A 22,579-nucleotide genomic window follows, 5' to 3' on the forward strand; every position below is an offset into this window, starting at 1 on the left:
TTGAATCAGCGAGTGGTGTGGGGTGGGTTAGTAGGTGCGTTCGCCCGCGAGCCAGGTGCCGCGAACGTCGATGGACGGGATGGTGTTTGGGTCGACGGACAGGGGATCTGCGGAGAGCCAGACCGCGTCTGCGACCATGCCGACGTGGAGCGTGCCGCGGCCCGATGCGAGGGCCTGCCGAGCGGTGCCAGCCGTGTAGGCCGACAGGGCTGCCGCGGCGCTCACGCGCTCGTCGGGCAGCCACGCCGCTGCGTCGGGCTCGAGATGGCTGTGGCGTGTGACGGCAGTCGAGAACGCCGGACGCCAGTCCTTCGTGGTGACAGGCCAATCACTGCCGAACGACACAGTCGCGCCGGCTCGGAGCACCGAACCGATGAGGTACTGCCAGCCCTCGCGGTCGGGTCCGATGTGCGGAATCGTGAGGTCGCGCATGACGGCGTCGCACTGCGCCCAGTATGGCTCGAAGTTCGCGATGACGTCGAGCTCGGCGAAGCGTCCGACCTGATCCTGAGCGAGCATCGCGACGTGCGCGACGACATGGGCACGTTCGCGCGCAGGGTTCTCAGCCTGAACGGCCGCGATCGTATCGAGCGCGATGCGGTTTGCGTCGTCTCCGATCGCGTGAATGTGGAGCTGGAATCCCGCGAGGTCGAAGGCGCGGGCGGCGGAGATGAGTTCGTCCTCTGCCCAGTTCGGAAGGCCGCGCTCGTCTGGCCGGTCGGCGTATGGGGCTGCAAGCACCGCGGTGTGGTTCTCGATGACACCGTCCACGAAGAACTTCACGGTGTCAGCGCTCAGGCGATCGTGCGCGAGCGAACGCACCTGGTCGCGCTGCTTCTCGAAAGCTGCAACCTGACTCTGCCAGGTAGCAGGGTCTGCGCGGAACGCGAGATTGACGCGAGTGTGGAGCCTGTCAGCGCGGGCTGCCTCGAGGTAGGTTGGGAGGTCGGTCGGCTCGACCCAGGCGTCTTGAACCCACGTGGTGCCTTGCTCGGCGTACGACAGGGTTGCGGCCTCGATGGCTGCGACGCGATCTTCGATCGAGAACGCCGGAACGACGTTCGCGATGAAGTCGTTCGCCGCGGCCTCCTGGAGCGTGCCAGTGGGGGTGCCGTCGGCGTCGCGAACGTAGCGGCCGAGTTCAGGGTCAGGGGTCTCAGCCGTAATGCCGCCGGCACGCAGCGCCGCCGAGTTCACCCAGGCGGTGTGGTAGTCCCATGCGCGCAGGATCGTCGGAGTGTCACCCGTGACCTCGTCGAGCCACTCGGCCCTGAACACGCCGCCAGGTGCGAACGTCGCATCGTAGCTCGCGCCGACGATCCAATCGGCCTCCGGATGCTGCTGCTTCCACTCGGCGACCGCGGACAGGATCCCAGCGAGGTCGACGGCCTCACGTACGTTCGGGCCGACAGCTTCAAGCCCGCCAAGCACCGGGTGGGCGTGCCCCTCGCCGATCCCGGGTACGAGCGTTCCGCCCGCGAGATCGATGACATCGCTGGTACCGTTCGCCGCGAGCTCAAGTGCCTCAGCGTCGAGTGCGATGACCCTGCCGTCCTCAAACGCGATTGCGCTGGCTGTATCGACAGCGCCGACACGATCAGCTGCGACGATGACTGCCCCGCCAGTGAATACCGTGATTGCCACGCTCGCTCCATCCCTGGCGTCTCTGCCAGCTCGTCTCACCCGCTCCGTTAATGAACAGTGTTCGTTATTGTATGCACATCATGGGCGCGAACGCGAGCGCGAGCCCGAAACGTTACGCGGCTCCGATACTCTCTGTGGAGAGAAACACTCGGACGCTGAGCGCCGGGAGAAAGCGGTGCACCATGGCGGTGAGCGAAAAGCCCCAGTCGAGACGGTCTGGTAGGCCGACAACCCCGGTGCTTTCGCGTGGCCTCATCCTCGAGACGGCGCTCAGGCTGCTTGACGAGCGCGGCGAGTCCGGGGCGAGTCTGCGCCTCATCGCCCGAGAGCTCGGCGTACGCCCGTCGGCGCTCTACAACCACATTTCCGGGCAGGATGATCTCATCTCGGGGATCCGCGAGCTCGTCAGCGACAGGATCGACGTTTCCGGGTTTGGCGAGCTGCCGTGGGACGAGGCGATGGAACGCTGGGCCAAGTCCTATCGCAATGCGTTCGCCGATCATCCGCCAACGATCGCGCTGCTTGGAGTGCTGCCGATCGCGACTGGGACGCGCACGAGCGACATGTACGAGGCCGTGTTCTCGGGGCTCATCGAGGCGGGGTGGCCAGAGTCTGAGGTGCTGAGCACAGTCGTCGCCGTCGAATGCCTCATTCTTGGTGCCGCGCTCGACCATAGTGCGCCCGACAACATGCTCGACCCAGGCGACGACCCGAATGCGCCAACCTTTCGAGCGGTCTACGATTCAGGGCACGCAGCAGCAGGCACGAAGCGGCTCACGGATGTGGCGTTCGAGACGGGCCTGAGCGCCATACTTGCGGGGCTCAGGGCGCGTCACGCTGCGCTCACTGCAGGCTAGGCGGCAGACTCGCCATTTGATGGGCCCGCAGGCTCATCGAGTAGCGGCGGTCGCAGTCTTAGATCGCGCGTTCGTCGCGAGAGTATTGGCTTATGTGACTTCCTGGGGCCGAGCCCATTGTGGCCCGACGACCCCCTTCGTCTCTAGGAGCGCCCTGCAAGGCCAATAGGTCGGCCAAACTCTATTGAGCTGGCTCCGTGTGGCTGGAATCCCGCCTTCAAGCTAATTCCCTTGACGGCAAAACTGAACGGTCGTATAGTCAGTTTTATTCAGCAAAGGAGCACGAATGCGACGTCTTGTAGATCTTTCAGTCGACCTGCGAAATGGGATCCTCTCGGATCCCCCTGGTCATCTCCCCTCGATCGAGTACTTTGATCATTCGCAGACACCGAACGAGATTCTCCAGTTCTTTCCCGGGGCAACAGCCGGTGACTTACCGGATGGAGAAGGCTGGGCATTGGAGCGAGTTAGCCTCTCAACTCACAACGGAACTCACCTTGACGCTCCGTATCATTTCGCCTCCACGATGGATGGAGGGCAGCGGGCCATCACAATTGACGAGGTTCCGCTGGACTGGTGCTTCCAGCGGGGTGTGAAGCTTGATTTCCGTCATCTCGCTGACGGCTATGTCGTTACACCTGCGGACATTGATGCAGAACTTGAGCGCATTGGCGTCACGCTGCAGCCCTTGGACATTGTGCTTGTGAACACGTCCGCGGGTGTGAAGTATGGGCAGGACGACTACGTTCAAAGCGGTTGCGGAGTGGGGCGAGAGGCAACTCTGCACTTGCTTCGGCAGGGAGTGCGATTGACAGGCACTGACGCGTGGAGCTGGGACGCTCCGTTTGTGTACACCGCAGAGCGCTATGCAGCTGAGGGGAACGCGGAGATCATCTGGGAGGGACACCGTGCGGGTCGAGACATTGGTTATTGCCACATCGAGAAGCTGCACAACCTCGAGGGGCTGCCCGCCACGGGCTTTCAGGTGGCTTGTTTCCCGGTGAAGATCCACGCCGCATCTGCCGGTTGGACGCGTGCGGTCGCAATCTTTGAGGAAGGCTAACGATGCGCATAGGTGCGGCCCAAACTAGCCAGGGAACTCGCTATGGCATTGTAGAGCACGGCGAACTCATCTTGCTTGAACCGCAGGTGGAACTATACGACTGGCTTGAGTCAGGAAGGTCACGAGAGGCCCTTTCTTCGGACTCCATGGATTTCGCGATTGGCGGTGTTTCTCCGGTACCGATTCCTGTCTCATCGATCCGGGACTTCATAACATTTGAGCAGCACACCGCGGGATCGCTGAAGGCTGTCTCGGGTGCGACGGATGTGCCAGAGGCCTGGTTTGAGGCGCCCGCGTTCTATTTCACGAATCCACACGCCGCGGTAGGAACTGGAGCGGACATCCCGCTGCCACCAGGGTCCGAGCTCTTTGACTTTGAACTTGAAGTCGCGGCAGTGATCGGGCGTGAGGGCTACAACCTAACCGTCGAAGAGGCCGAGGAATGCATAGTTGGGTACACAATCCTCAATGATTGGTCGGCGCGCGATCTGCAACGTCGTGAGATGCGTGTCGGTCTAGGCCCAGCGAAAGGCAAGGACACCGCAACGACACTTGGGCCAGTGATGGTGACAACCGACGAATTGGCGCCCTTCCGTGAAGGCGATCGCTTGGCCCTGGACATGGAGGTCTCAGTCAACGGGACCCCAATAGGTCGAGACAACCTGCGCCAGATGGCATGGTCGTTCGCCGAACTCGTCGCTTACGCAAGCCGCGGCACATGGGTGCGCCCAGGTGACATCATCGGCTCAGGCACATGCGGTGGTGGTTGTCTTGCCGAGCTCTGGGGTTGGAACGGTGCCGAAACGCCTGGGCCAATTCGCGTCGGTGACACGGTCACAATGCGGGTCGAAGGAATCGGCGAACTTTCGAACACAGTAGCTCAATCCCCAACTCTTCATCCGATTCCAAAGGCGCGGAGGGTTCGCTACTCGGCCCCTGAGTAACGCCCCTGCCATCCAACATCCGACAATGTGGTCGGCGACGAAAGGAAACCCGTGGGTAGAACCAAGTGGATCGTACTGTTTGGTGCGTTCTTTGCATACATGTTCGATGCGCTCGAGATCGCGATTCTGTCGTTCTCGATTCCCGCAATTATTGAGGACTTTGGCATTACGCCAGTTCAGGCTGGCCTGCTTGCCACGGCCACCCTCATCGGGATGGGCATTTCGGGCGTGGTAATGGGGTGGGTTGCGGACAACTATGGCCGCAAACGCGCCCTCGTCCTGTGCATGCTCATCTTTATCGTTCTGACAGCATTGGCTGCAGCGGCTCCGAACTTCTATGTCCTCCTCGGACTGCGGTTCTTGTCGGGCATCGGCCTTGGCGGCGTCTGGGGTGTGCTGTCGGCTTACGTTGTGGAAACATGGCCGGTTGAATCACGCGGCAAAGCAGCGGCTTTCGTCCTGGCGGCGTTCCCGATCGGTGGGGCACTCGCAGCTTTCGCTTCGGGTTTCTTCCTCCCCGACTGGCGGATGCTGTTCCTTGTCGCCGGGCTGTCTGCCATTCTGCCGCTGCTCGTAATCGTAATGTTCTTCCCCGAGTCGGCAGTCTGGCAGGCTGAGCGCGCAAAGTCTGACAAGAACGTTTCTGTAGGTGAGGTGTTTGCGCCCGAGCTTCGACGCACCACCATTCTCGCAAGTTTGGTGGCTGTCACCGCGTTCGTTGCCTACTACGGAGCGAGCACATGGTTGCCGAGCTATCTTGCAACGGAACGTGGGATGGATCCAAAGTCAGTCGCGTCATTCATGACATTGCTGAATCTCGGGATGTTTGTCGGGTACCTGGTCTTTGGTTGGCTTGCTGACAAGATCGGACGCAAGTTTGCGCTGATGATTTCGTTCTTCGGGGCGGGAATTCTTATGCCAATCTACGGGCTTGCAACGGATCACACATTCTTGCTGTGGTTGGGACCTGCCTACGCGTTCTTTATGACATTCGCGGGGCTGTTTGGTTCCTATTTGGGGGAGCTGTACCCGACTCGTGTGCGCACGACTGGAGCGGGGTTCTGTTTCAATGTCGGGCGAGGCGTGTCGGCATTCGCGCCTCTCGCGCTCGGAGGTTTGGCTGCGGCAACTTCACTCTCTTTTGCGTTGTTCTTGAGCGGATTCGGGTTCCTCCTCGGTGGCCTCCTGATGATTGGTTTGCCCAAGAAGGGTCGTGCGGCTGACGTGCCGGCGGAGCTTAAGAGTGCTGAGGCCGCTATGCGGTAGGCCTTCAACTGGTGTCTCAAGTGCTCGGAACAACCCACCGCGGGGGTTCCGGGCACTTGCCTGTAGTGTTGAAATCCGATGTGGGTTTGAAGAAGCAGGTCACGACTATGGCAAGAGGCGGGCGCAGGGACGACATTCTGTCGGCAGCTACGCAGTGTTTCGCTGACGAAGGTTATGACCGAACCACGCTGCGCACGATCGCGAGTGCTGCGGGGGTAAAACTGTCTCTCGTTGCCTATCACTTTGAGACGAAGCTTGGCCTGTATCGTGCCGTGTTCGAACGCTATCAATACGTCAATGAGGCGCGTCTCGTGAAACTCCGAGCAGTTGATTTGGGGGCGCCGGGCGCTCTCGATGAGGTCATCGATGCGTTTCTGCATATCGGGACTCTTGCGCAGTCAGATTCGAGCTTGACGAACTATCGACGGTTGGTTCTTCGTGAAGCTAGCGATCCGGCGTCGAGTGAACGTGGCATCATCGTCGATCTTTTTGACCCGATGGCCAACGAATTCATCCAGTGTCTGGAGACACTTCTGCCGGGACGCCCTGCGGGCGCGCTGCGCTGGTCGTATCTCTTCGCGGTGGGCGCCCTGACTGGGTCGATCAACGACAGTCGCGAGCGTGCTCTTTCTGCAGGCGAGAGCTCAGAGGTGGGCGTCTTTGAAGCCTTGAAGTCATTTTTGCGGGCAGCTTGGACGGCCTGAGACTTAGGCCCGGTTCTGCGAAGCTCAGGGCGCGTCACGCTGCGCTCACTGCAGGCTAGGCGGCAGACTCGCCATTTGATGGGCCCGCAGGCTCATCGAGTAGCGGCTTCAAGCCAGTGGCGAGTGCAAACATCTGCCCGTTGACGCTGTCGATCCGGTCGCTCAGCCGAATATCGAGACTCGCGATGCGCTCGCTCAGCCGGCTATCCAAGCTGTCGATTCGGTCGCTGAGTCGCACATCGACATGTTGAATCGCGGCGGCGAGCTCTGCGCGGGTGGTGTCCAGCTGCTTGGTGAGCTGCGTGAATTGGGCCTCGATTCGCTCGAACTGCCCCGAGGTGAACGTGGCAGTGCTCGCGAACTTCCCGTCGATGCTCGCCTCAGATTCGGCGAAGCGTGAGTCGAGTTTGGCGTCGGCTGCGGCGAAGCGTGAGTCGAGTTTTGCGTCGGCTGTGGCGAACCGGGAGTCTAGTTGGGCTTCGGCTGCGGCGAATCGGGAGTCTAGTTGGGCTTCGGCCGCGGCGAAACGAGAATCTAGTTGAGCTTCGGCCGCGGCGAAGCGATTCTCGACTGTGGACTCGAGGTGGCTGAAGCGCGACTCCGTGGCGAAGTCAGTTGCGTCGAGCCGCGCGTCGTTGGCGTCAAAGCGGGCATCCATTCGATCGAGCCGCACGTCGATACCGTCGAGCCGCACGTCGATACCGTCGAGCCGTGCCTCTATCCTGTCCAGTCGAATATCGATCTGTTCAAACCTCGCGCGGAACTTCTGGTCGAGGTTCCGATGACTGAGTAACAGCATGGTGCCGATGGTGACAAACCCGGCGATCGTCGAAATGAGGTTGATGATCGGGTCCATGGGCACCTCCTTCGCTGTATGGCGTTCGATTGCTGTATGGCAACCATACGTTGACAAACGCGCGAAGGGTGTCTCCTTGCCGAGATCCGGGGATAACTCACAAAAACGGGCTGCTGCGCTCCCTGTGGAGAACGCAACAGCCCGCAAACAAAGAAGGCGACCGCCTACCTGAAGACGATCGTGCGATCGCCGTCCTGCAGCACGCGGTTCTCGGCGAACCAGCCAACGGCGTGACGGAGTACGCGAGACTCGATGTCCTGGCCGAGCTGCATGAGTTCGCGCGGCGAGTAAGAGTGGTCGACTCGTGTGGTGTCTTGCTCGATGATCGGGCCCTCGTCGAGATCAGTCGTCACGAAGTGGGCCGTCGCGCCAATGAGCTTCACGCCGCGCTGATGCGCCTGCTTGTATGGGTTCGCGCCCTTGAAACCGGGCAGGAACGAGTGGTGGATATTGATCGCTCGACCCGCGAGTGCTTCACACAGCTCGGGGGAGAGGATCTGCATGTAGCGGGCGAGCACGACGAGTTCGATGTCGTGCTGTTCGACGGCTTCAAGCACGCGAGTTTCAAACGCAGCCTTCTCGTCGGCGCCCGTCACGGGACGGAACTCGAAGTCGACACCGTAGAACTCTGCGATGTCGCGCATCGTCTCGTGATTCGAGAGAACGAGTGGTACCTCGATCGGGAGCTGGCCTGCACGCTTGCGGTACAGCAGGTCGTTGACGCAGTGAGTCGCGGTGGAGCCGAGCAGCAGGGTGCGAACTGGGCGCCCAACCTGGTCGAGTCGCCAGTGCATGTTGTAGCGCTCGGTCACGGGCGCGAGGGAAGAACGGAAGCGATCGCCGAAGGTCTCGGGCTGGGCAACGGCCTCGACCTGCAATCGCATGAAGAACCGTCCCGTGTCGGCCGAGGCGAACTGCTGGCTTTCGGCGATGTTGCCGCCAGCGGCGACGATCGCACCACTGATTGCGTGCACGATACCCGGACCGTCAATGCATGAAAGTGTCAGTACCCACTGTTGGCTCTGCGCATCGGCGACGATTGTGTTCATCCGGCCAATTCTAGTCCGCTTTACATGTCGCTCCCAGCGGTGCGGTGAAACCTATCGTCATGCGTGCGCGGGCCGCTGATAGGATTGCTGCGTCGTGACTGGCGTACAGATGGAAACCATCGGGGAGCGACACCTTTGAACGGCCGCTCGCCTGGGCCACACATCCTGGAAACATCACACAAGGGAGACTCATCGTGTCCAACCAGTCAGCTTTCTTTAACGAGCCACTTGAGGTCGTCGATCCCGAGATCGCCGAGGTGCTGAAGAACGAACTCGGTCGTCAGCGCTCGACCCTCGAGATGATCGCGAGCGAGAACTTTGTTCCTCGCGCAGTGCTCGAGTCGCAGGGTTCGGTGCTCACGAACAAGTACGCAGAGGGCTACCCTGGGCGTCGCTACTACGGCGGCTGCGAGTTCGTCGATGTCGCGGAGAACCTCGCGCGTGACCGCGCAAAGAGCCTGTTCGGTGCAGCGTATGCGAACGTACAGCCCCACTCGGGCGCGCAGGCGAACGCAGCCGTTCTCTCCGCAATCGCCGAGCCAGGCGACACCATCCTCGGCCTCGAGCTCGCGCACGGTGGGCACCTCACGCACGGCATGAAGTTGAACTTCTCGGGCAAGCTCTACAACGTCGTCTCGTATGGTGTGAACCCTGAGACGTTCCTCGTCGACATGGAGGTTGTCCGCGAGAAGGCGCTTGAGCACAAGCCGAAGGTCATCATCGCCGGCTGGTCGGCATACCCGCGCACGCTCGATTTCGCGGCATTCCGTGCGATCGCTGACGAGGTCGGCGCGACGCTCTGGGTAGACATGGCCCACTTCGCTGGCCTGGTTGCAGCTGGCCTGTACCCCAACCCGGTGCCGCACGCGCACGTCGTCTCATCGACAGTGCACAAGACGATTGGTGGCCCGCGCTCGGGCTTCATCCTGACGAACGACCTCGAGCTCTACAAGAAGCTGAACTCGAACGTCTTCCCCGGCCAGCAGGGCGGCCCGCTCATGCACGTGATCGCAGCAAAGGCGACGGCATTCAAGCTTGCCGCTACCGACGAGTTCAAGGACCGCCAGGTGCGCACGCTCTCGGGCGCGAAGCTCCTTGCAGAAGCGCTCACGAGCGATGCGGCGAAGGCAGCCGGTGTTGACGTGTTGACGGGCGGCACCGACGTGCACCTCGTACTCGCAGACCTGCGAAACTCGAAGCTCGACGGCCAGCAGGCTGAGGACGCGCTCCACGAGGTTGGCATTACTGTGAACCGAAACTCAGTGCCGTTCGATCCGCGCCCGCCGATGGTCACAAGCGGCCTGCGTATCGGTACCCCCGCACTCGCGACCCGCGGTTTTGGTGACGCCGAGTTCGCTGAGGTCTCGGAGATCATCGCGGCGACCCTCACCCAGTCCGCCGATATCGAGGAACTTCGCGCGCGCGTGACGAAGCTTGCCGACGCGTTCCCGCTCTACCCGGGCCTCGAGAACTGGTAAGCCACAACTGCTGATGCCGACCGGGGCGCGTGAGGGGTCTCCTCCGCGCCCCGGCGGCGTTCCGCCCCTTGCACATGGGGCCTCACGAATTTCAAGGAGAACACATGTCCGCTCAGAAACTTGACGGCACAGCGGCCGCGGCCGCAATCAAACTGGAGCTCACCGAGCGTGTCGCCGCGCTCGCCGCGAATGGCGTTGTCCCGGGTCTCGCGACGGTCCTCGTGGGTGAGGATCCTGGTTCGCAGTGGTACGTCGCTGGCAAGCACCGCGACTGCGCCGAGGTCGGGATCGCGTCGATCAAGCGCGAGCTTCCCGAGACCGTATCGCAGGACGAGCTCGAGGCCGTGCTCGACGAGCTCAACGCAGACGACAGCTGCACAGGCTACATTGTGCAGCTGCCGTTGCCGAAGCACATCGACACTGATCGCATCCTCGAGCGCATCGACCCGAACAAAGACGCCGACGGTCTGCACCCGACGAACCTTGGAAAGCTCGTTCTCAACGCGAACACCGAGATCACCTCCCCGCTCCCGTGCACGCCCCGTGGCGTCATCGAGCTTGTCGAACGCAACGGTCTGTCGTGGGCAGGCAAGCGCGTCGTCGTTGTCGGGCGCGGGGTGACTGTCGGCCGGCCGATTGGACCGCTGCTCACTCGCCGTGAGTACAACGCGACAGTGGTGCTCACCCACACGGGCACGGTTGATCTTGGCGCCGAGCTACGGCAGGCCGATGTGATCGTCGCCGCGGCCGGTGTCGAGGGTATTGTGCGGGCCGAGGACGTGAAGCCTGGCGCCATCGTGCTCGACGTTGGGGTGTCGCGAAAAGTTGATCCCGAGACGGGGAAGAGCCGCGTTGTCGGTGATGTTGATCCAGCTGTGGCTGAGGTCGCTGGCTGGATTTCGCCAAATCCCGGCGGAGTTGGGCCGATGACGCGCGCACTGCTGCTGAAGAACGTTGTGGAGATGGCAGAGCGCCAATCCGCCTAGAAGCTGTCAGAACGGGAGGGGGTTGCGGCGCAGATGCGCCGCAACCCCCTCCCGTTTGGCAGTTAAGCGGTTGTTTCTGGCAGCCCGTCGAGCAGGCCCATTCGGCCGGCGCGGAGAATTGCCGCATCGCGATCACGTACGCCGAGTTTCTTGTAGACGGATGCGAGGTGCTTCTTGACAGTTCCCGCTGTAATGAAGAGGCTGGCCGCAGCGTGATTCGCGTTTCGGTGCTCGCTGATCGCGGCCAGGGTGCGAAGCTCCATCTCTGTGAGTTGCTCGTATCTGTACGCACGCGACTTCTCAGGGATGGCGTCGAGCGCATCGACGATGTCGCACGCCCCCGCTTCGCGGGCAGCTACGGCAAGCTCGCGAAGTTGCTCGAACGGCACGCTCACGAGCATCGCTGGAAGAAAATACTTGTCAATGAGCGCGGCGGCCGACGCAAGCGAGTTGATCGCCTCCGTGGGACGGCCACAGCCCCACGCAGCAACGGCCGTGATCATTCGCCTGTCGACGCGTTGACGTTTCGTCGTGCCTGGGTCGCCAACGGACTGGGCGATGAGTAGCGCCTCGACGTCGTTGCCCGAGAACAGCGCGAGCCGGGCTCGTTCGAGCCTGAACACTGGTTCCTCGGAGGGAACAGCCGCGAGCAGCGCCTCGGATCTCGCAAGGTTTCCTATCGAGGAGTTCAGCATCGCTTCGAAGTTGATGACGTACTTGCACCACGCCTTCGGGATCGGCGCGCGCCCCTCAGTGTCCTCGAGCCCAGAGGCGAGGTGTGCGAGTGCGAGCTCGGTACCTCGCGAGTCGCGGATCGATGCGGCCTCTGCAATAAGGAGCAGCGGCCACGGCTCAAGCCTGTCGGCTATCGGCGCGAGCCGCTCAACGGCGACCGCGAGTTTTTCCGGGTCGCGGTTCTCCTCAGCGAGGTGGGCTCTCGCGATCTCGATTCCGACCCATGCGATCCCTGGGGCCTGCGCCTTGGTCGAAGCGACGATCTCGTCGTATTCGTGAACGAGCTCGCCTGCTCGGCGAATGTGTCCGTCAATGGTGTCGGTGAAGGCAAGTTCAGAAAGCGCAGCGAGCAACCAGTTGCCGCCGGACTCTGGGTCAGTCACCGTGCGCGTTGATGCGTGAGGGAAGCCGTGCCACGGCGTCGAGAGTTTCCGCTCGGAGCGGCGGCGCAGCCGCTTCAGGTTGCGCCGGGCGCGTCCGAAGTCGCCGACAGACAAGGCCGTCGCTGCTACCTCGCGGTAGAACACCGAAAGCGAGCCGTTGCCCGTCAACACTGCGGGGGACTCGCTGTCGGAGCCGCCCGGAATCGGGAGCGCGGGTACGTGATCGGGTGCGAGTCTTCCCTCGATGTGGTGCATGTAGGCCTCGGCGTCGTCGAGGTTGCCGAGCACACGGTTGAGCACCATCGCCTCGCAGAGGAGCTGCAGATGGATCGGGCCGGGGGGAGTTGATGCGCCCTCGGGGAGGCGGCGCTGCAAGCCAAGCTGCCAGACGCGCAGGAGAAAATTCAGTCGCGACGGGGCGACACCCACACGCGGGTTCTCGAGAAACAAGAGCGCGGCGGTAAGCGTTGGGTGCTCGAGAAGCACCTCCTCAGAGAGCGATCGGAGCGCTCGCATTGCCCCGTCGACCTCGTCAGTGATCGTCGTGAAGTTCTGAGCAAGCGTGATTTCTGCGGCTTCGAACTCCTCTGCCGCACAGAACAATCTGAAGGCGGTGAACGGGGCTGTGCCAGCAATCTCGTGCGCGCGGCTACTGTAGAGACGCTTGCGCTCAGCAACGTCAAGCGCGCTCACTGCGTAGTCAGCGAACGGCGCCCGCACGGATCGGTGGCACCGGTACTCTGGCGCTCCTGTGCTCGTGACTTCCATTAGGAAGCCGTGCTCGGTCAGGTAGTTGAGCGTTTCGCTGACCGTAGGCTCATCGGCGCCAACGATGGAGCGGATCTGGTTGACGCTCAGAAAGTCGATCTGCGCAGCCGCAAGGATGACCCGCCTGGCCTCCTCGCTCATGATCTCGAGCGAGGCCATCGCGAACGCGTTGAGGTTCGCGAGCGGATCGAAGCTGTGGGCCGCGGGCCCGTCCGCCCAGATACGGCCCTCGGCTGTGTCGGAGTAGAGTCCGTCGGCGCCAAGGTTCAGCGCGGCGCGGATTGCGAGCGGCCAGCCTTCTGTCCGTTCAAGCGCGGTCGTGAGGTTGGGGCTCTCCGGAACCCGCAGCGACTGTGTGAGCTCGAGCGCCTCCGCCGACGTGAGGCTCAGGTCATCGACCCCGATCAATCGAACTCGGGTTGTCGCGCTCACGAGGGGGCCGTCGAGGAGTGTCACGCCGCGCCCAATGATGATGAGCGTGAGCAGAGATGACTCTGCCGAGAGCTCAGCGAGGGCCATATCTGTCTCTGCCGAGGTTGCGTGGTGGAAATCGTCGATGACGAGCGTGACTGCTGTGTGCAGGCCGCGCGCAAGACGCATCACAGTCGATAGCGGATCGGCGCCCTCGCGCGCGACGTAGTCGGAGCGCGACGCGAGTGCCTCCGCGAGTTCGTCCCAGAGGGCGTGCGGTTCGCGTTTGGAAGAATGCACCCAGAACACGGGAAGTGGCCCGTCGCTGTCGTCACCGAGCCAGTCGGCAATTGTTGCCGTCTTCCCATACCCCGTCGGTGCGTACACGAGCGTCAGCCGCTGCTTCCCCGCGGATCCAGCGGTCTCCTCAACGAGCCGTTCAAGCAGGCGGCACCGGCTCGGCAGGGCAACGCGGCCGCCATCGACGAGCGGGCGTGGCAAATGGGAAGCCGATCCTGAGGCTTCATGTGTGCGCAGCATAGAGCCTTTCTCAGTGGGTTACCGGCCAGGGGTAATGAAGGGGGTAGGTCTCTCAGTAAGGGTGAAGATCAGGGGGAAGGTGCCATCAATGCTAGTGCGCACAGTCCTAGACCACCCTATGCTGAACCTCGGTGCCACGGAACTGTTTTTTTGTACCAAATTTGTTCTGGCTTTGAGCGCCGATATGACGTCGCCGCTGAGGAATGATCCTCGCGGTGACTATCTCTCACCAACGTTGGTCTTGGGGAAGACCACGAGGGTGGCGTCGCACACATGTGCGCGCATAGTAATTGGGGGAACAAAAGGTTGGGGAAGCCTCGCAATAGGGGGATTGCGACGGGCGCGCTCATATTGAGCGCGCTCGTCGGAATCATCATGCCGCTCGCAGACACAGGGATCGCTTCGGCGCAGGCCGTTGAGCGCACCCTGGCGACGCCGGAAACCGACGCTGCACAGCAGCCAGATCACTCTCAGGAGGAGACCTCGGCGGGTGCGCCGGAGGAAACCCCCGCACAGCCCGAGGGCGAGGCAACGACGCCGGTGCCCGAAGCAGAAGTGACCGCGCCCAAACCGGAGCAGCCTGCAAAACCCGCGACACCGGCGAAGCCGAAGTCGGCACGGGCGGCTGTTGCCTCGAACGCCCTGAGCTGCGTCGCTGGCAACATCTACTCGGTGTCGTCGAACGGGCAATTGCAGCAGATCGTCGTCTCGGGAGCGACAGGCACGGTGACAAATGAGGGGACCCGGGCGTCTTCTGTCTCAAGCTTCAACGGACTCGGTATCGGTGACCAAGGTCGAGCCGTCTACGCGTACGAGCGCTCGTCGTCGAGCAACAACACCGTCTACAGATATGACATTGACACGAAGACATGGCGTACCGCCTACGCGCGCGGATTCTCTGCGTCTGCGGCGAATGTGACGAGCCTCGTCGGCGGCGCGGTTGACCCCCAGGGCAGGTACTGGGCCGGTGGATTTAACTCTGACGGCAACTTTCAGCTCTGGGCGACCAATGCCGCGGGTACCGCGATGGAGCAGCGCGGCGCTGTCGATCTCTTGAACCGTGGCTGGAACACGTCCAACGGTAACGGTGATATGGCCTTCGATACGCTCGGAAACCTGTACGTGGTGCGCGGAAACAACAGTTCAACCGCACTTGACGTGTTCCGCGTCGACGCGGCGAACCTCGCGAGCAGCTCGGGTACTCGCGCTGTCCGCGTGACGGCCAAGGAGAACACGAGCAGCAGTCCGTTCGCCGGTGTCAACGGCATCGCGTACGATGCGCAGGGCAAGCTCTACGTGGGTGGCTCCTCAGGTGGCTCGAGCTCAATTGGGTACATGGACCTGCCGTTGGCCGCCAACGCTAAGCCTCAATCGGTCCGCTTGACGGGCACCCTGAGCACAACCGACCTTGCGACATGCAGCTTCCCGCCCACAGTGAAGATCCAGAAGGACCTTCCCGACGGCCGTGCATTCGCGAACGACCAGTTCAAGCTGCAGCTGAAGTCTGGCAACACCGTGCTTGGCGAGGCGACAACAACTGGCAACGACTCGGGCATTCAGGACGAGAAGGTTGGCCCGGTGCCAGTCGCGATCGGGGCGTCGATGTCGTTCACCGAGGTCGCGGGCAACTCGTCCACCGACCTAAAGAACTACGTCACGAGCTGGGAGTGCCTGCTTGATGGCAGGGTGCTCTGGAGCGACAAGAGCCTCGGAACGAGCTTCACAATGCCTGCCGAAGCGGCGGGCAAGGAGATCCTCTGCACGATCAAGAACTCCCTCATGGACGTGTCTAAGACAGCCATCGGGGCGGACGGTAAAGACCTGCCTTCCGGGACACCCGTCGACGAGAACGGCGTTGTCGGATACAAGCTCACTTTTGATAATCGTGCTGGCACGAACCCCGCCGTGGTGAACTACCGCGACTACCTCGCAGACGTGCTTGATGACGCGACGTTCTACAACCCGACGTCTCAGCAGCGTACGACAAGCCCCGTGATCACGCTCAGTGGGACAGGGCTCACGCATGCGTGGTCAGCTGCAGACAAGTGGCTCACAATTGGCGGCACGGTGCCGGCGAAGCAGATGCTCACCCTGACGATGTACGTGAAAGTCAAGGAGAACGCTGACGCGACCGCCGAGCGCCAGGCTGCGACCTCACCGCAAGGATTCTTCCTGCGCAACAAGCTCGCGCGCGGAACTGACCCGAAGCCGCCTACGGACTGCGTGCCTGGCCTGTGCGTCGAGAACCCGATTAATGCGTGGACTGTCGCGAAGAGCTCGTTGCCTGCGAGCGGTGCCCGCCTGCACAAGGGCGGCAACGCGCACTACAAGATCACTGCGACGAAGCTCACCGGCACGACGACACTGAATGATCTCGTGCTGACTGATGATGTCACGCACGTCTTCAAGACTGCTGGCTGGGCTCCAGATGCCGCAGTTCCGAGCGGCGCGAAGAAGCACGGCGTCTACCTCTTCAACGCTGACGGCCGCACGATCGGTCTCAACGGTCAGCCGAATACCTCGAGCGCTGATACCTACGCGCCCGTGCAAGATGTTGCCGCCCCCAAGCAGGTCGACGGGCGTTGGATCGTCACTTCTGGCCCCGCGCTGAAGGTGCCGGCTCAGGCAGTGAGCGCCGAGATGTGGTTCGCCGTGCAGGCTGCCGAGAGCCCCGCCGGGATCCCTGACCCCAAAATTTGGCAGGGTGCCGGCAACGCGCCGACGACTGGCTGGACCTTCGTGAACTACGCGACGGGTATTGCGAAGGGTTCGCAGGGCAATGTCTTCGCGCCGAACGTCTGCGTCACCGGCAAGAACGTGCCGGACACCGCACTCGACCCGAAGTCGACGACCCCGGCCGACGCGCAGTTCCCCGCACAGTGCCAGGTGCGGCACGAGCTGAGCCAGAACTACTTCACGATTCGTAAGGACGCGGGCGGCGCCGGACTTGAGCGCTACGCCGACGACGTGATTCCGGGAACCACTGAGAAGTGGGATCCAGACTCGACTGGGCTGTGGAACATGGTTGGCCACAAGTTTGAGGTTCGTAACGACGTCGCCGGGAAGCCAAGTGCGTACCCAGCTGTTGAGCTCTGCCGCACCGACTACGCGGCAGACGGCTGGAACGGCGCGTGGGTGTCGAGCACTCGCGCAGCGGATGCGGGCGCGTGGGACTTCGGGCAGAACTCGAAGACGCTGCAGAAGCTCATCGACTGGAACACGATGAACCCTGACAACCAGAAGCCGTTGTGCGGCACGATCTACCCGATCGCCGACGGAGGTCAGGCTGGTCGCTGGCGCTCGGAGAACCTCTCGGCCGGCAACTTCTGGCTTGTCGAGACGCAGGCACCAAACCAGCAGCGCAGCACTGACGGCAAGCATGTGCGCGACGTCACTGGCGTGCAGCGGCTCTCCCAGCCGATGCAGTTCACGATCTGGCCCGAGGCAGATGGGCCGGCGAACGGCCAATCGATGCAGGGCCGCGGGCAGCTCGACGTGTCGAACGGCAAGGGAGGCGTGCTTGACCGGTGTAATCCAGGCGAGACAAACCCGGAGACCGGCGAGATCACGAAGGGTGGCACGGTCGCGGAGCGGCCCACCGCGTGTGTGAACCCCACCGGGTACCTCATGCTCGTGAAGGATCCGGCCCCGGTCCCGCTCCCGATGACAGGCGGCCAGTGGCTTCCGATCGTCCTCGGCGGTGGCGTCGCGGCGCTCATCGCGGCACTGGCTGGAGCGGTGTGGTGGCGCAGACGTGCCGACCGTGAACCAGCGCGGGCCGGTCGCCACGCGGCATGAGTCAGGCCGAGCGAGACGCTCACTCTAGACACTCCGAACTCGGGGGCGGAGTAATCACCCCCAAGACCAACACACACCATCGTTTTCAAGAAGGGGAAACAATGTTGAATTCAAGAAAGCGCGGCTTTCTCGCGAGCGCAGGTGCGCTCGCGACCGCCGTGGCACTCGCATTCGGCGGTGCCACAGCTGCTCAGGCGGCACCGGTAGACACGATGCCCGACTCGTCCGGTCTCGTCATCACCAAGCTCGAGCAGCCCGCCGAGAATGGCGCTGCGGCAACTGGCCTCGAGCAGACCGGCCTGACCGCTCAGGCAATCCAGGGAGTCACGTTCGAGGCGTACAAGGTCCCGCTGGCGAAGAACCCGATGACGAACGAGGGCCAGCAGGAGATCGCTGACACGACCCTCGCCGCTGCGAAGGCTGCAGTTGCATCGAAGGCAGCAGACCGCACCGGCGTCACCGACGCAGCCGGCGTTGTCCGCTGGGAGGGTGCGCAGGCGCTCGAAGCTGGTCTCTGGCTCGTCCGTGAGACCAACACGCCGGCTGGCGTCGTCGCTGCGGGTGACTTCCTCGTCGCCGCACCGCTCACCCACCCGACCGACCTCAACAAGTGGCTCGACACGATCTACGTGTACCCGAAGAACCACACTGTGCTCGGCCAGAAGACGGTCGAGAATGCTTCGGACCTGAAGGTCGGCGACACCGTCACCTGGACGATCACTGTCGACAACCCGAGCCCGCGCGACAACTCGACCGGCAACTACATTGCGACTGACAAGCTGCAGATTGTCGACGTGCTCGACGACGCGTTCCTGAAGACCGCCGCTGACGGTTCGGGTGTCAAGGTCACCGCGCCTGCGGGTCTCGTGTTCGGCGAGGACTACACCGTAAAGGTTGCAGCCGCAGGCGGCAAGAGCACCGTCACAATCGATTTCACCGCCAAGGGCCTCGACAAGGTCGCTGCGACGAAGACCGCAGACGTCGTGCTCACGCTCGACACCGTCGTCACGCAGCCTGGCGAGATCGAGAACGTCGCGCACTTCTACTCGTCGAAGTCGCAGACCGAGCCGAAGGAAATCCCCGGCACCGAGGTCAAGTACGGCAACTACGCGCTCATCAAGAAGAGCGAGGGCGCCCCTGAGGGCAAGACCGCGAACCTTGCTGGCGCTGAGTTCATGGTGTTCGCATCTGCGAAGGACGCACGCGCTGCAGTGAACGGTGACGCAGACGCGCTCGCGAAGGCGCTCAAGCCTGCTGCAGGCTCGCACAAGGACGGCGTGTGGACGACAGACGCTGAGGGTCGCGTCGACATCACCGGTCTCCGCTACAGCAACTTCGCTGACGGCAAGGAGATCGCGAAGGGCCAGCCCGGTTACCAGTCGTACTGGCTCGTTGAGACCAAGGCGCTGAAGGATCACCAGCTGCTTGCCGAGCCCATCGAGTTCACTGTCACGAAGGAGTCTGCAACTCAGACGACTCAGACGATTGTGAACCAGTACGACCGCGGTGGCTTCGTGCTTCCCCTCACCGGTGGCACCGGCACGATCATGCTTACTGTTGCCGGCATCGCGCTGCTCGCTGTTGTGCTCATCGTCGCACGCCGTCGTCAGAACGCCGCGGAGTAACCCCTTCCCTCCGACAGGAAGACGATAGGTAGATGGGAAAGGAGGTGTTCGATGGCTCACGCGCTCATGCTTGATACACCGGGCACCTCCCGACCCTCCAAGCGGCGAAAGCTTGGTGTGCCTGTCGTACTGCAGGTCGTCGCGATGATCGGGATTGGCGCGCTTGTGTATCCGGCCGCTGCCGACTGGTTCGCGACGCTCTCGCACAACTCTGAACGATCAGGCTACGTTCGCACTGTCGAGGGATTGAGCGAGGCGCAGCTTGCCGAGGGGCTCAGCGCGGCTCGCGATTACAACGCGAACCTGCCCGCAGGGGCACTCATCGATCCGTACTCGGCTACGGGAGACCCTGTGGCCGCTGCCGCCGATCAGGCCTCCTACAGCGCGTACGAGGATGTGCTTCGGGCGAGCGACAACGGTGTGATCGGCGAGGTCGTGTACCCGCGCCTCGGCATTGGCTTACCGTTGTTCCACGGCACTGGCGATGACGCGATTTCACGCGGGGTTGGGCATCTGTACGGCTCCTCGCTGCCTGTTGGCGGCGAGTCGACGCACTCAGTGCTCACCTCGCACTCTGGGCTCGTGCACGCCTCCCTGTTTACGAAGTTGCCGCAGGCGAAAGTCGGCGACCTCTTCGAGGTCCGCGTGCTTGGAGAAACCCGGTACTACGAGGTCGACGGGCTTGAAACTGTCGAACCTTTTGTCACTGACTCACTCAACGTCGTCGACGGCGAGGATCGGGTCACGCTCTTTACTTGCACTCCAATCGGAGTGAACAGTCACCGCTTCTTGGTGCACGGAGTCCGCGTCCCAGCGCCACCAGGCGCGGGGGACACCGACCTTGCGGGTGATGGGCTCAGCGCAGGCTTTCCCTGGTGGGCTGCCGCGTTTGTTGGCGGATCGGGCGTCGTCGCCTACCTGCTGTTCGCCCCCCGCCGAACCAAGAAGCGTGCGGGCGCTACGATCAACATCGATACTGACGAGAAGAGGAAGTCATGACGGAAGCGCTCACGAACGGCGCATTTCGCGGATCGCGGGGCGGCACTGTCGCAACCCTGCTCGCTGTCCTTTCTCTCGTTTTGGGGATCGGGATCGCCTCGCCGGCGAATGCAGCCGACCTCGTCCTGCCCGACGGGCCTAAGACGCTTGTGGTTCACCCGGGGGTTGAACCGGATCCCGCTGGCAAGCCGGGCTCCGGGTTGCCGCCAGGCGCTGATGCGCCTACGGGAGTCGCCGGGCACACGTTTGAGATCAAGCGCGTTCCTGGGCTGAAGCTTGAAAAAACAGTCGACTGGAATCGCGCGGTCGACATGAAGCCTGCCAGCGCCGCTCGCCTTGTCGCGGGTGAGCCAGTGGCAGGAACCGGGGTGACTGCCGCCGATAACAGCGTTGTGTTCAGCGACCTGCAGACAGGGCTGTACCTCGTCACCGAGACATCCGCGCCGGCCGGGGCGATCCGCGCTGTCCCGTTCCTCGTGATGCTCCCCCTTCCGAACCCGACGAGTGCAGGCGACTGGCTTACGACAGTGCACGTCTACCCCAAGACTGCGTCTGTAGAGACAAAGCTCGGCGTGCGCGACGCCGACGCGGTGACCTGTGGAGATCCAGTCATCTGGTCGGCGCTGAACGTCATCCCTGACGTGCGCGAGCTCTCAAGCTACCGAGTGCAGCACGTGCTCGCGCAGGGCGTCGAGCTCCGCGGTACGGCTGCAGACACGACGGTGGAGATCACGGGTCAACCCGCGCTCACTGCCGGGGCCGACTACGCCGTGACGGAAACAGAGATCGATGGACGAGTCGCGCTCGAGACAGTCTTCACTGAGGCGGGTATTGCGAAGCTACTCGTCGACACGTCGGCCGAGGTCCGTATCTCGTTCGCGAGCTCAGTCAACGCGCCCGGCGAGTACACCAACGAGGTGCGGCTCTTCGCGGGCGACGCTGGTGTCGTCACTGACACGGCGACGACCAAGTTCGGCCCGCTCCGTATTCTCGTACACGAAAAGGGCCACCCGAACCACCTCATCCAGGGCGCTGACTTCAGGCTGTACATAAGCGAGTCCGACGCGCGCGCCTCGAAGCGCCCGGTCACATTCGCGGACGGCGCCGAACTGCGCACCTCCGCAGACGGCCTCATCACCGTGCCGTGCCTGCGCTACTCGAATTTCGCTGATGGCCTCGACCGCGAGCCCGGAAACAAGTTGTACCGCGACTACTTCGCGAAGCCCGTGTCCTACCCTGCAGGCTGGACGGGAGAGGACGTGATCCTGCGAGGGAGCGTCATGTCGGCGACTGACCCCGAGACGCTGCGTGCCGTCGTCTGGAAGACGACCGCGGTCATTCCCCCAGTCCCGGGTCTCTCGGAAACGGGCGGCAAGATCGCGGCCGCCGCGCTGCTCGGCGGCGTCCTCGTCGCAGTCGGTGCCGTCGTCGTGGTGCGGCGTCGGCGCGAGCCGCAGGGAAGCTGACGATGGCCGAGGCCAGTCAGGCTGAGGTCGCCCCCGCGCCCGCAGCGGAGGCAGCAGCGGCTCCCGCACGGGGGCGTGCGCGGAAGCCGAAGCGGCGCACGAAGGGCCAGCTCGCGCTCAACATTGTGTTGCAGGTTGTCGCGATGGTCGCAATCGGTATGCTCGTCTACCCAGACGCGGCCTCGTGGGTTGCGCGAATCGGGCACAACGCCGAAATCTCGGGGTACGTCAAACAGGTGGAGGGCACCGACCCTGCCGAACGACAGCGCATTCTCGACGCCGCATACGCCTACAACGACAAGCTCGAGCCCGGGCCACTGACCGACCCGTACATCTCAGTGAATGAGGATGAGGCGAAGCGCAGCGACCTGTACCTCGCTTACGAGGAGATGCTGCGGGTGAGCGGCACCGACGCGATTGGCACCATCAACTACCCACGCCTCGACATCTCGCTCCCCGCCTACCACGGGACTTCAGATCAGGTGATCTCGAAGGGGGCCGGGCACATGTACGGTACTTCGCTGCCGATCGGTGGCCCGTCGACGCGTTCGGTGCTGACTGCCCACTCGGGGTTGCCGCACTCGAAGCTGTTCACGAAGCTCCCGAAGGCACAGGTGGGCGACACGTTCTGGATCAGCGTGCTCGGCGAGGATCACCACTACCGCGTGGAGAGCGTCGAAACCGTGTTGCCGAACGAGACAGACTCGCTTGAGATTCGCGAGGGTGAGGACTGGGTGACGCTGTTCACCTGCACTCCTATCGGCGTGAACAGTCACAGGTTCATGGTGCATGCAGTCAGGTTGCCCGACTCAGAGGCGCCGCAGAACGAGACCCTCACTGGTGACGGTGCCAGCCTGGGGTTCCCCTGGTGGGCAGTGTGGTTCGTCGGCGGCTCGGGCGCGGTTGCGTGGCTCCTGTTCGCGCCCCTGCGCAAGCGAACGGCGAAGTCACACACCACCCGGTAGCCGGTCGGGGACGTCGCCGCCGCGTGGCGAGGGCTCGGCGAG

The 22,579-nt window shown here is 63.0% G+C and carries 16 protein-coding genes and 1 riboswitch; of the genes, 12 read left to right on the forward strand and 4 right to left on the reverse strand.

Going from position 1 to position 22,579, the window contains the following annotated elements; genetic code table 11:
- Nucleotides 1-27: 27 nt before the first annotated feature.
- Nucleotides 28-1,644, reverse strand: coding sequence for an amidohydrolase (locus KI794_RS01525; RefSeq protein WP_255808863.1), 1,617 nt, complete (start codon nt 1,642-1,644; stop codon nt 28-30).
- 182 nt (nt 1,645-1,826) lie between these two features.
- On the opposite strand from KI794_RS01525, the gene KI794_RS01530 reads away from it, so the two are divergent.
- The 5 genes from KI794_RS01530 (at nt 1,827) to KI794_RS01550 (ending at nt 6,478) form a co-directional block, all read left to right on the forward strand.
- Nucleotides 1,827-2,501: a TetR/AcrR family transcriptional regulator gene (locus KI794_RS01530; protein ID WP_119281691.1), complete on the forward strand. Its 675-nt coding sequence runs from the start codon at nt 1,827-1,829 to the stop codon at nt 2,499-2,501.
- A 286-nt stretch (nt 2,502-2,787) separates the two neighbouring features.
- Nucleotides 2,788-3,564: a cyclase family protein gene (locus KI794_RS01535; protein WP_119281690.1), complete on the forward strand. Its 777-nt coding sequence runs from the start codon at nt 2,788-2,790 to the stop codon at nt 3,562-3,564.
- Between the two features lie 146 nt (nt 3,565-3,710).
- Nucleotides 3,711-4,508 (forward strand): fumarylacetoacetate hydrolase family protein, encoded by a 798-nt coding sequence (locus tag KI794_RS01540; RefSeq protein ID WP_255808865.1) that lies wholly within the window; start codon nt 3,711-3,713, stop codon nt 4,506-4,508.
- Between the two features lie 51 nt (nt 4,509-4,559).
- Nucleotides 4,560-5,774, forward strand: a complete 1,215-nt coding sequence (locus tag KI794_RS01545; RefSeq protein ID WP_255808866.1) for an MFS transporter — start codon at nt 4,560-4,562, stop codon at nt 5,772-5,774.
- Nucleotides 5,775-5,860: 86 nt separating this feature from the next.
- Nucleotides 5,861-6,478 (forward strand): TetR/AcrR family transcriptional regulator, encoded by a 618-nt coding sequence (locus tag KI794_RS01550; protein ID WP_162921014.1) that lies wholly within the window; start codon nt 5,861-5,863, stop codon nt 6,476-6,478.
- 55 nt (nt 6,479-6,533) lie between these two features.
- On the opposite strand, the gene KI794_RS01555 is transcribed toward KI794_RS01550, so the two are convergent.
- Nucleotides 6,534-7,334: a hypothetical protein gene (locus KI794_RS01555; RefSeq protein WP_255808867.1), complete on the reverse strand. Its 801-nt coding sequence runs from the start codon at nt 7,332-7,334 to the stop codon at nt 6,534-6,536.
- A 164-nt stretch (nt 7,335-7,498) separates the two neighbouring features.
- The gene (purU, locus tag KI794_RS01560; protein ID WP_119281686.1) at nt 7,499-8,383 is read right to left on the reverse strand and encodes a formyltetrahydrofolate deformylase; all 885 of its coding nucleotides are present in this window, start codon (nt 8,381-8,383) and stop codon (nt 7,499-7,501) included.
- Nucleotides 8,384-8,467: 84 nt separating this feature from the next.
- Nucleotides 8,468-8,547: riboswitch (ZMP/ZTP riboswitch) on the forward strand.
- Nucleotides 8,548-8,577: 30 nt separating this feature from the next.
- Between purU and glyA the strand changes: the two genes are divergently transcribed.
- A complete protein-coding gene (gene glyA, locus KI794_RS01565) occupies nt 8,578-9,861 on the forward strand; it encodes a serine hydroxymethyltransferase (RefSeq protein ID WP_119281685.1) in 1,284 nt (427 codons plus the stop codon).
- A gap of 104 nt (nt 9,862-9,965) precedes the next feature.
- Nucleotides 9,966-10,847, forward strand: coding sequence for a bifunctional methylenetetrahydrofolate dehydrogenase/methenyltetrahydrofolate cyclohydrolase (locus KI794_RS01570; protein WP_255808868.1), 882 nt, complete (start codon nt 9,966-9,968; stop codon nt 10,845-10,847).
- A 62-nt stretch (nt 10,848-10,909) separates the two neighbouring features.
- On the opposite strand, the gene KI794_RS01575 is transcribed toward KI794_RS01570, so the two are convergent.
- Nucleotides 10,910-13,684, reverse strand: a complete 2,775-nt coding sequence (locus tag KI794_RS01575) for a helix-turn-helix transcriptional regulator (protein ID WP_255808869.1) — start codon at nt 13,682-13,684, stop codon at nt 10,910-10,912.
- A gap of 375 nt (nt 13,685-14,059) precedes the next feature.
- Between KI794_RS01575 and KI794_RS01580 the strand changes: the two genes are divergently transcribed.
- From KI794_RS01580 to KI794_RS01600, 5 genes are all read left to right on the forward strand, one after another.
- Nucleotides 14,060-17,482 (forward strand): DUF7927 domain-containing protein, encoded by a 3,423-nt coding sequence (locus KI794_RS01580; protein WP_255808870.1) that lies wholly within the window; start codon nt 14,060-14,062, stop codon nt 17,480-17,482.
- A 101-nt stretch (nt 17,483-17,583) separates the two neighbouring features.
- The gene (locus tag KI794_RS01585; protein ID WP_162921012.1) at nt 17,584-19,107 is read left to right on the forward strand and encodes a SpaH/EbpB family LPXTG-anchored major pilin; all 1,524 of its coding nucleotides are present in this window, start codon (nt 17,584-17,586) and stop codon (nt 19,105-19,107) included.
- Nucleotides 19,108-19,158: 51 nt separating this feature from the next.
- Nucleotides 19,159-20,106, forward strand: a complete 948-nt coding sequence (locus KI794_RS01590) for a class C sortase (protein WP_255808871.1) — start codon at nt 19,159-19,161, stop codon at nt 20,104-20,106.
- Nucleotides 20,103-21,572 carry a SpaH/EbpB family LPXTG-anchored major pilin gene (locus tag KI794_RS01595; RefSeq protein WP_255808872.1) on the forward strand — a complete coding sequence of 490 codons (1,470 nt, stop codon included), beginning with the start codon at nt 20,103-20,105 and terminating at the stop codon, nt 21,570-21,572. Before KI794_RS01590 ends, KI794_RS01595 begins: the two co-directional genes overlap by 4 nt.
- A 2-nt stretch (nt 21,573-21,574) precedes the next feature.
- Nucleotides 21,575-22,537: a class C sortase gene (locus KI794_RS01600; protein ID WP_255808874.1), complete on the forward strand. Its 963-nt coding sequence runs from the start codon at nt 21,575-21,577 to the stop codon at nt 22,535-22,537.
- The last annotated feature ends 42 nt before the right edge of the window (nt 22,538-22,579 follow it).

The sequence above is a fragment of the Leucobacter aridicollis genome (genome assembly GCF_024399335.1).
Classification (GTDB): Bacteria; Actinomycetota; Actinomycetes; order Actinomycetales; family Microbacteriaceae; genus Leucobacter; species Leucobacter aridicollis_A.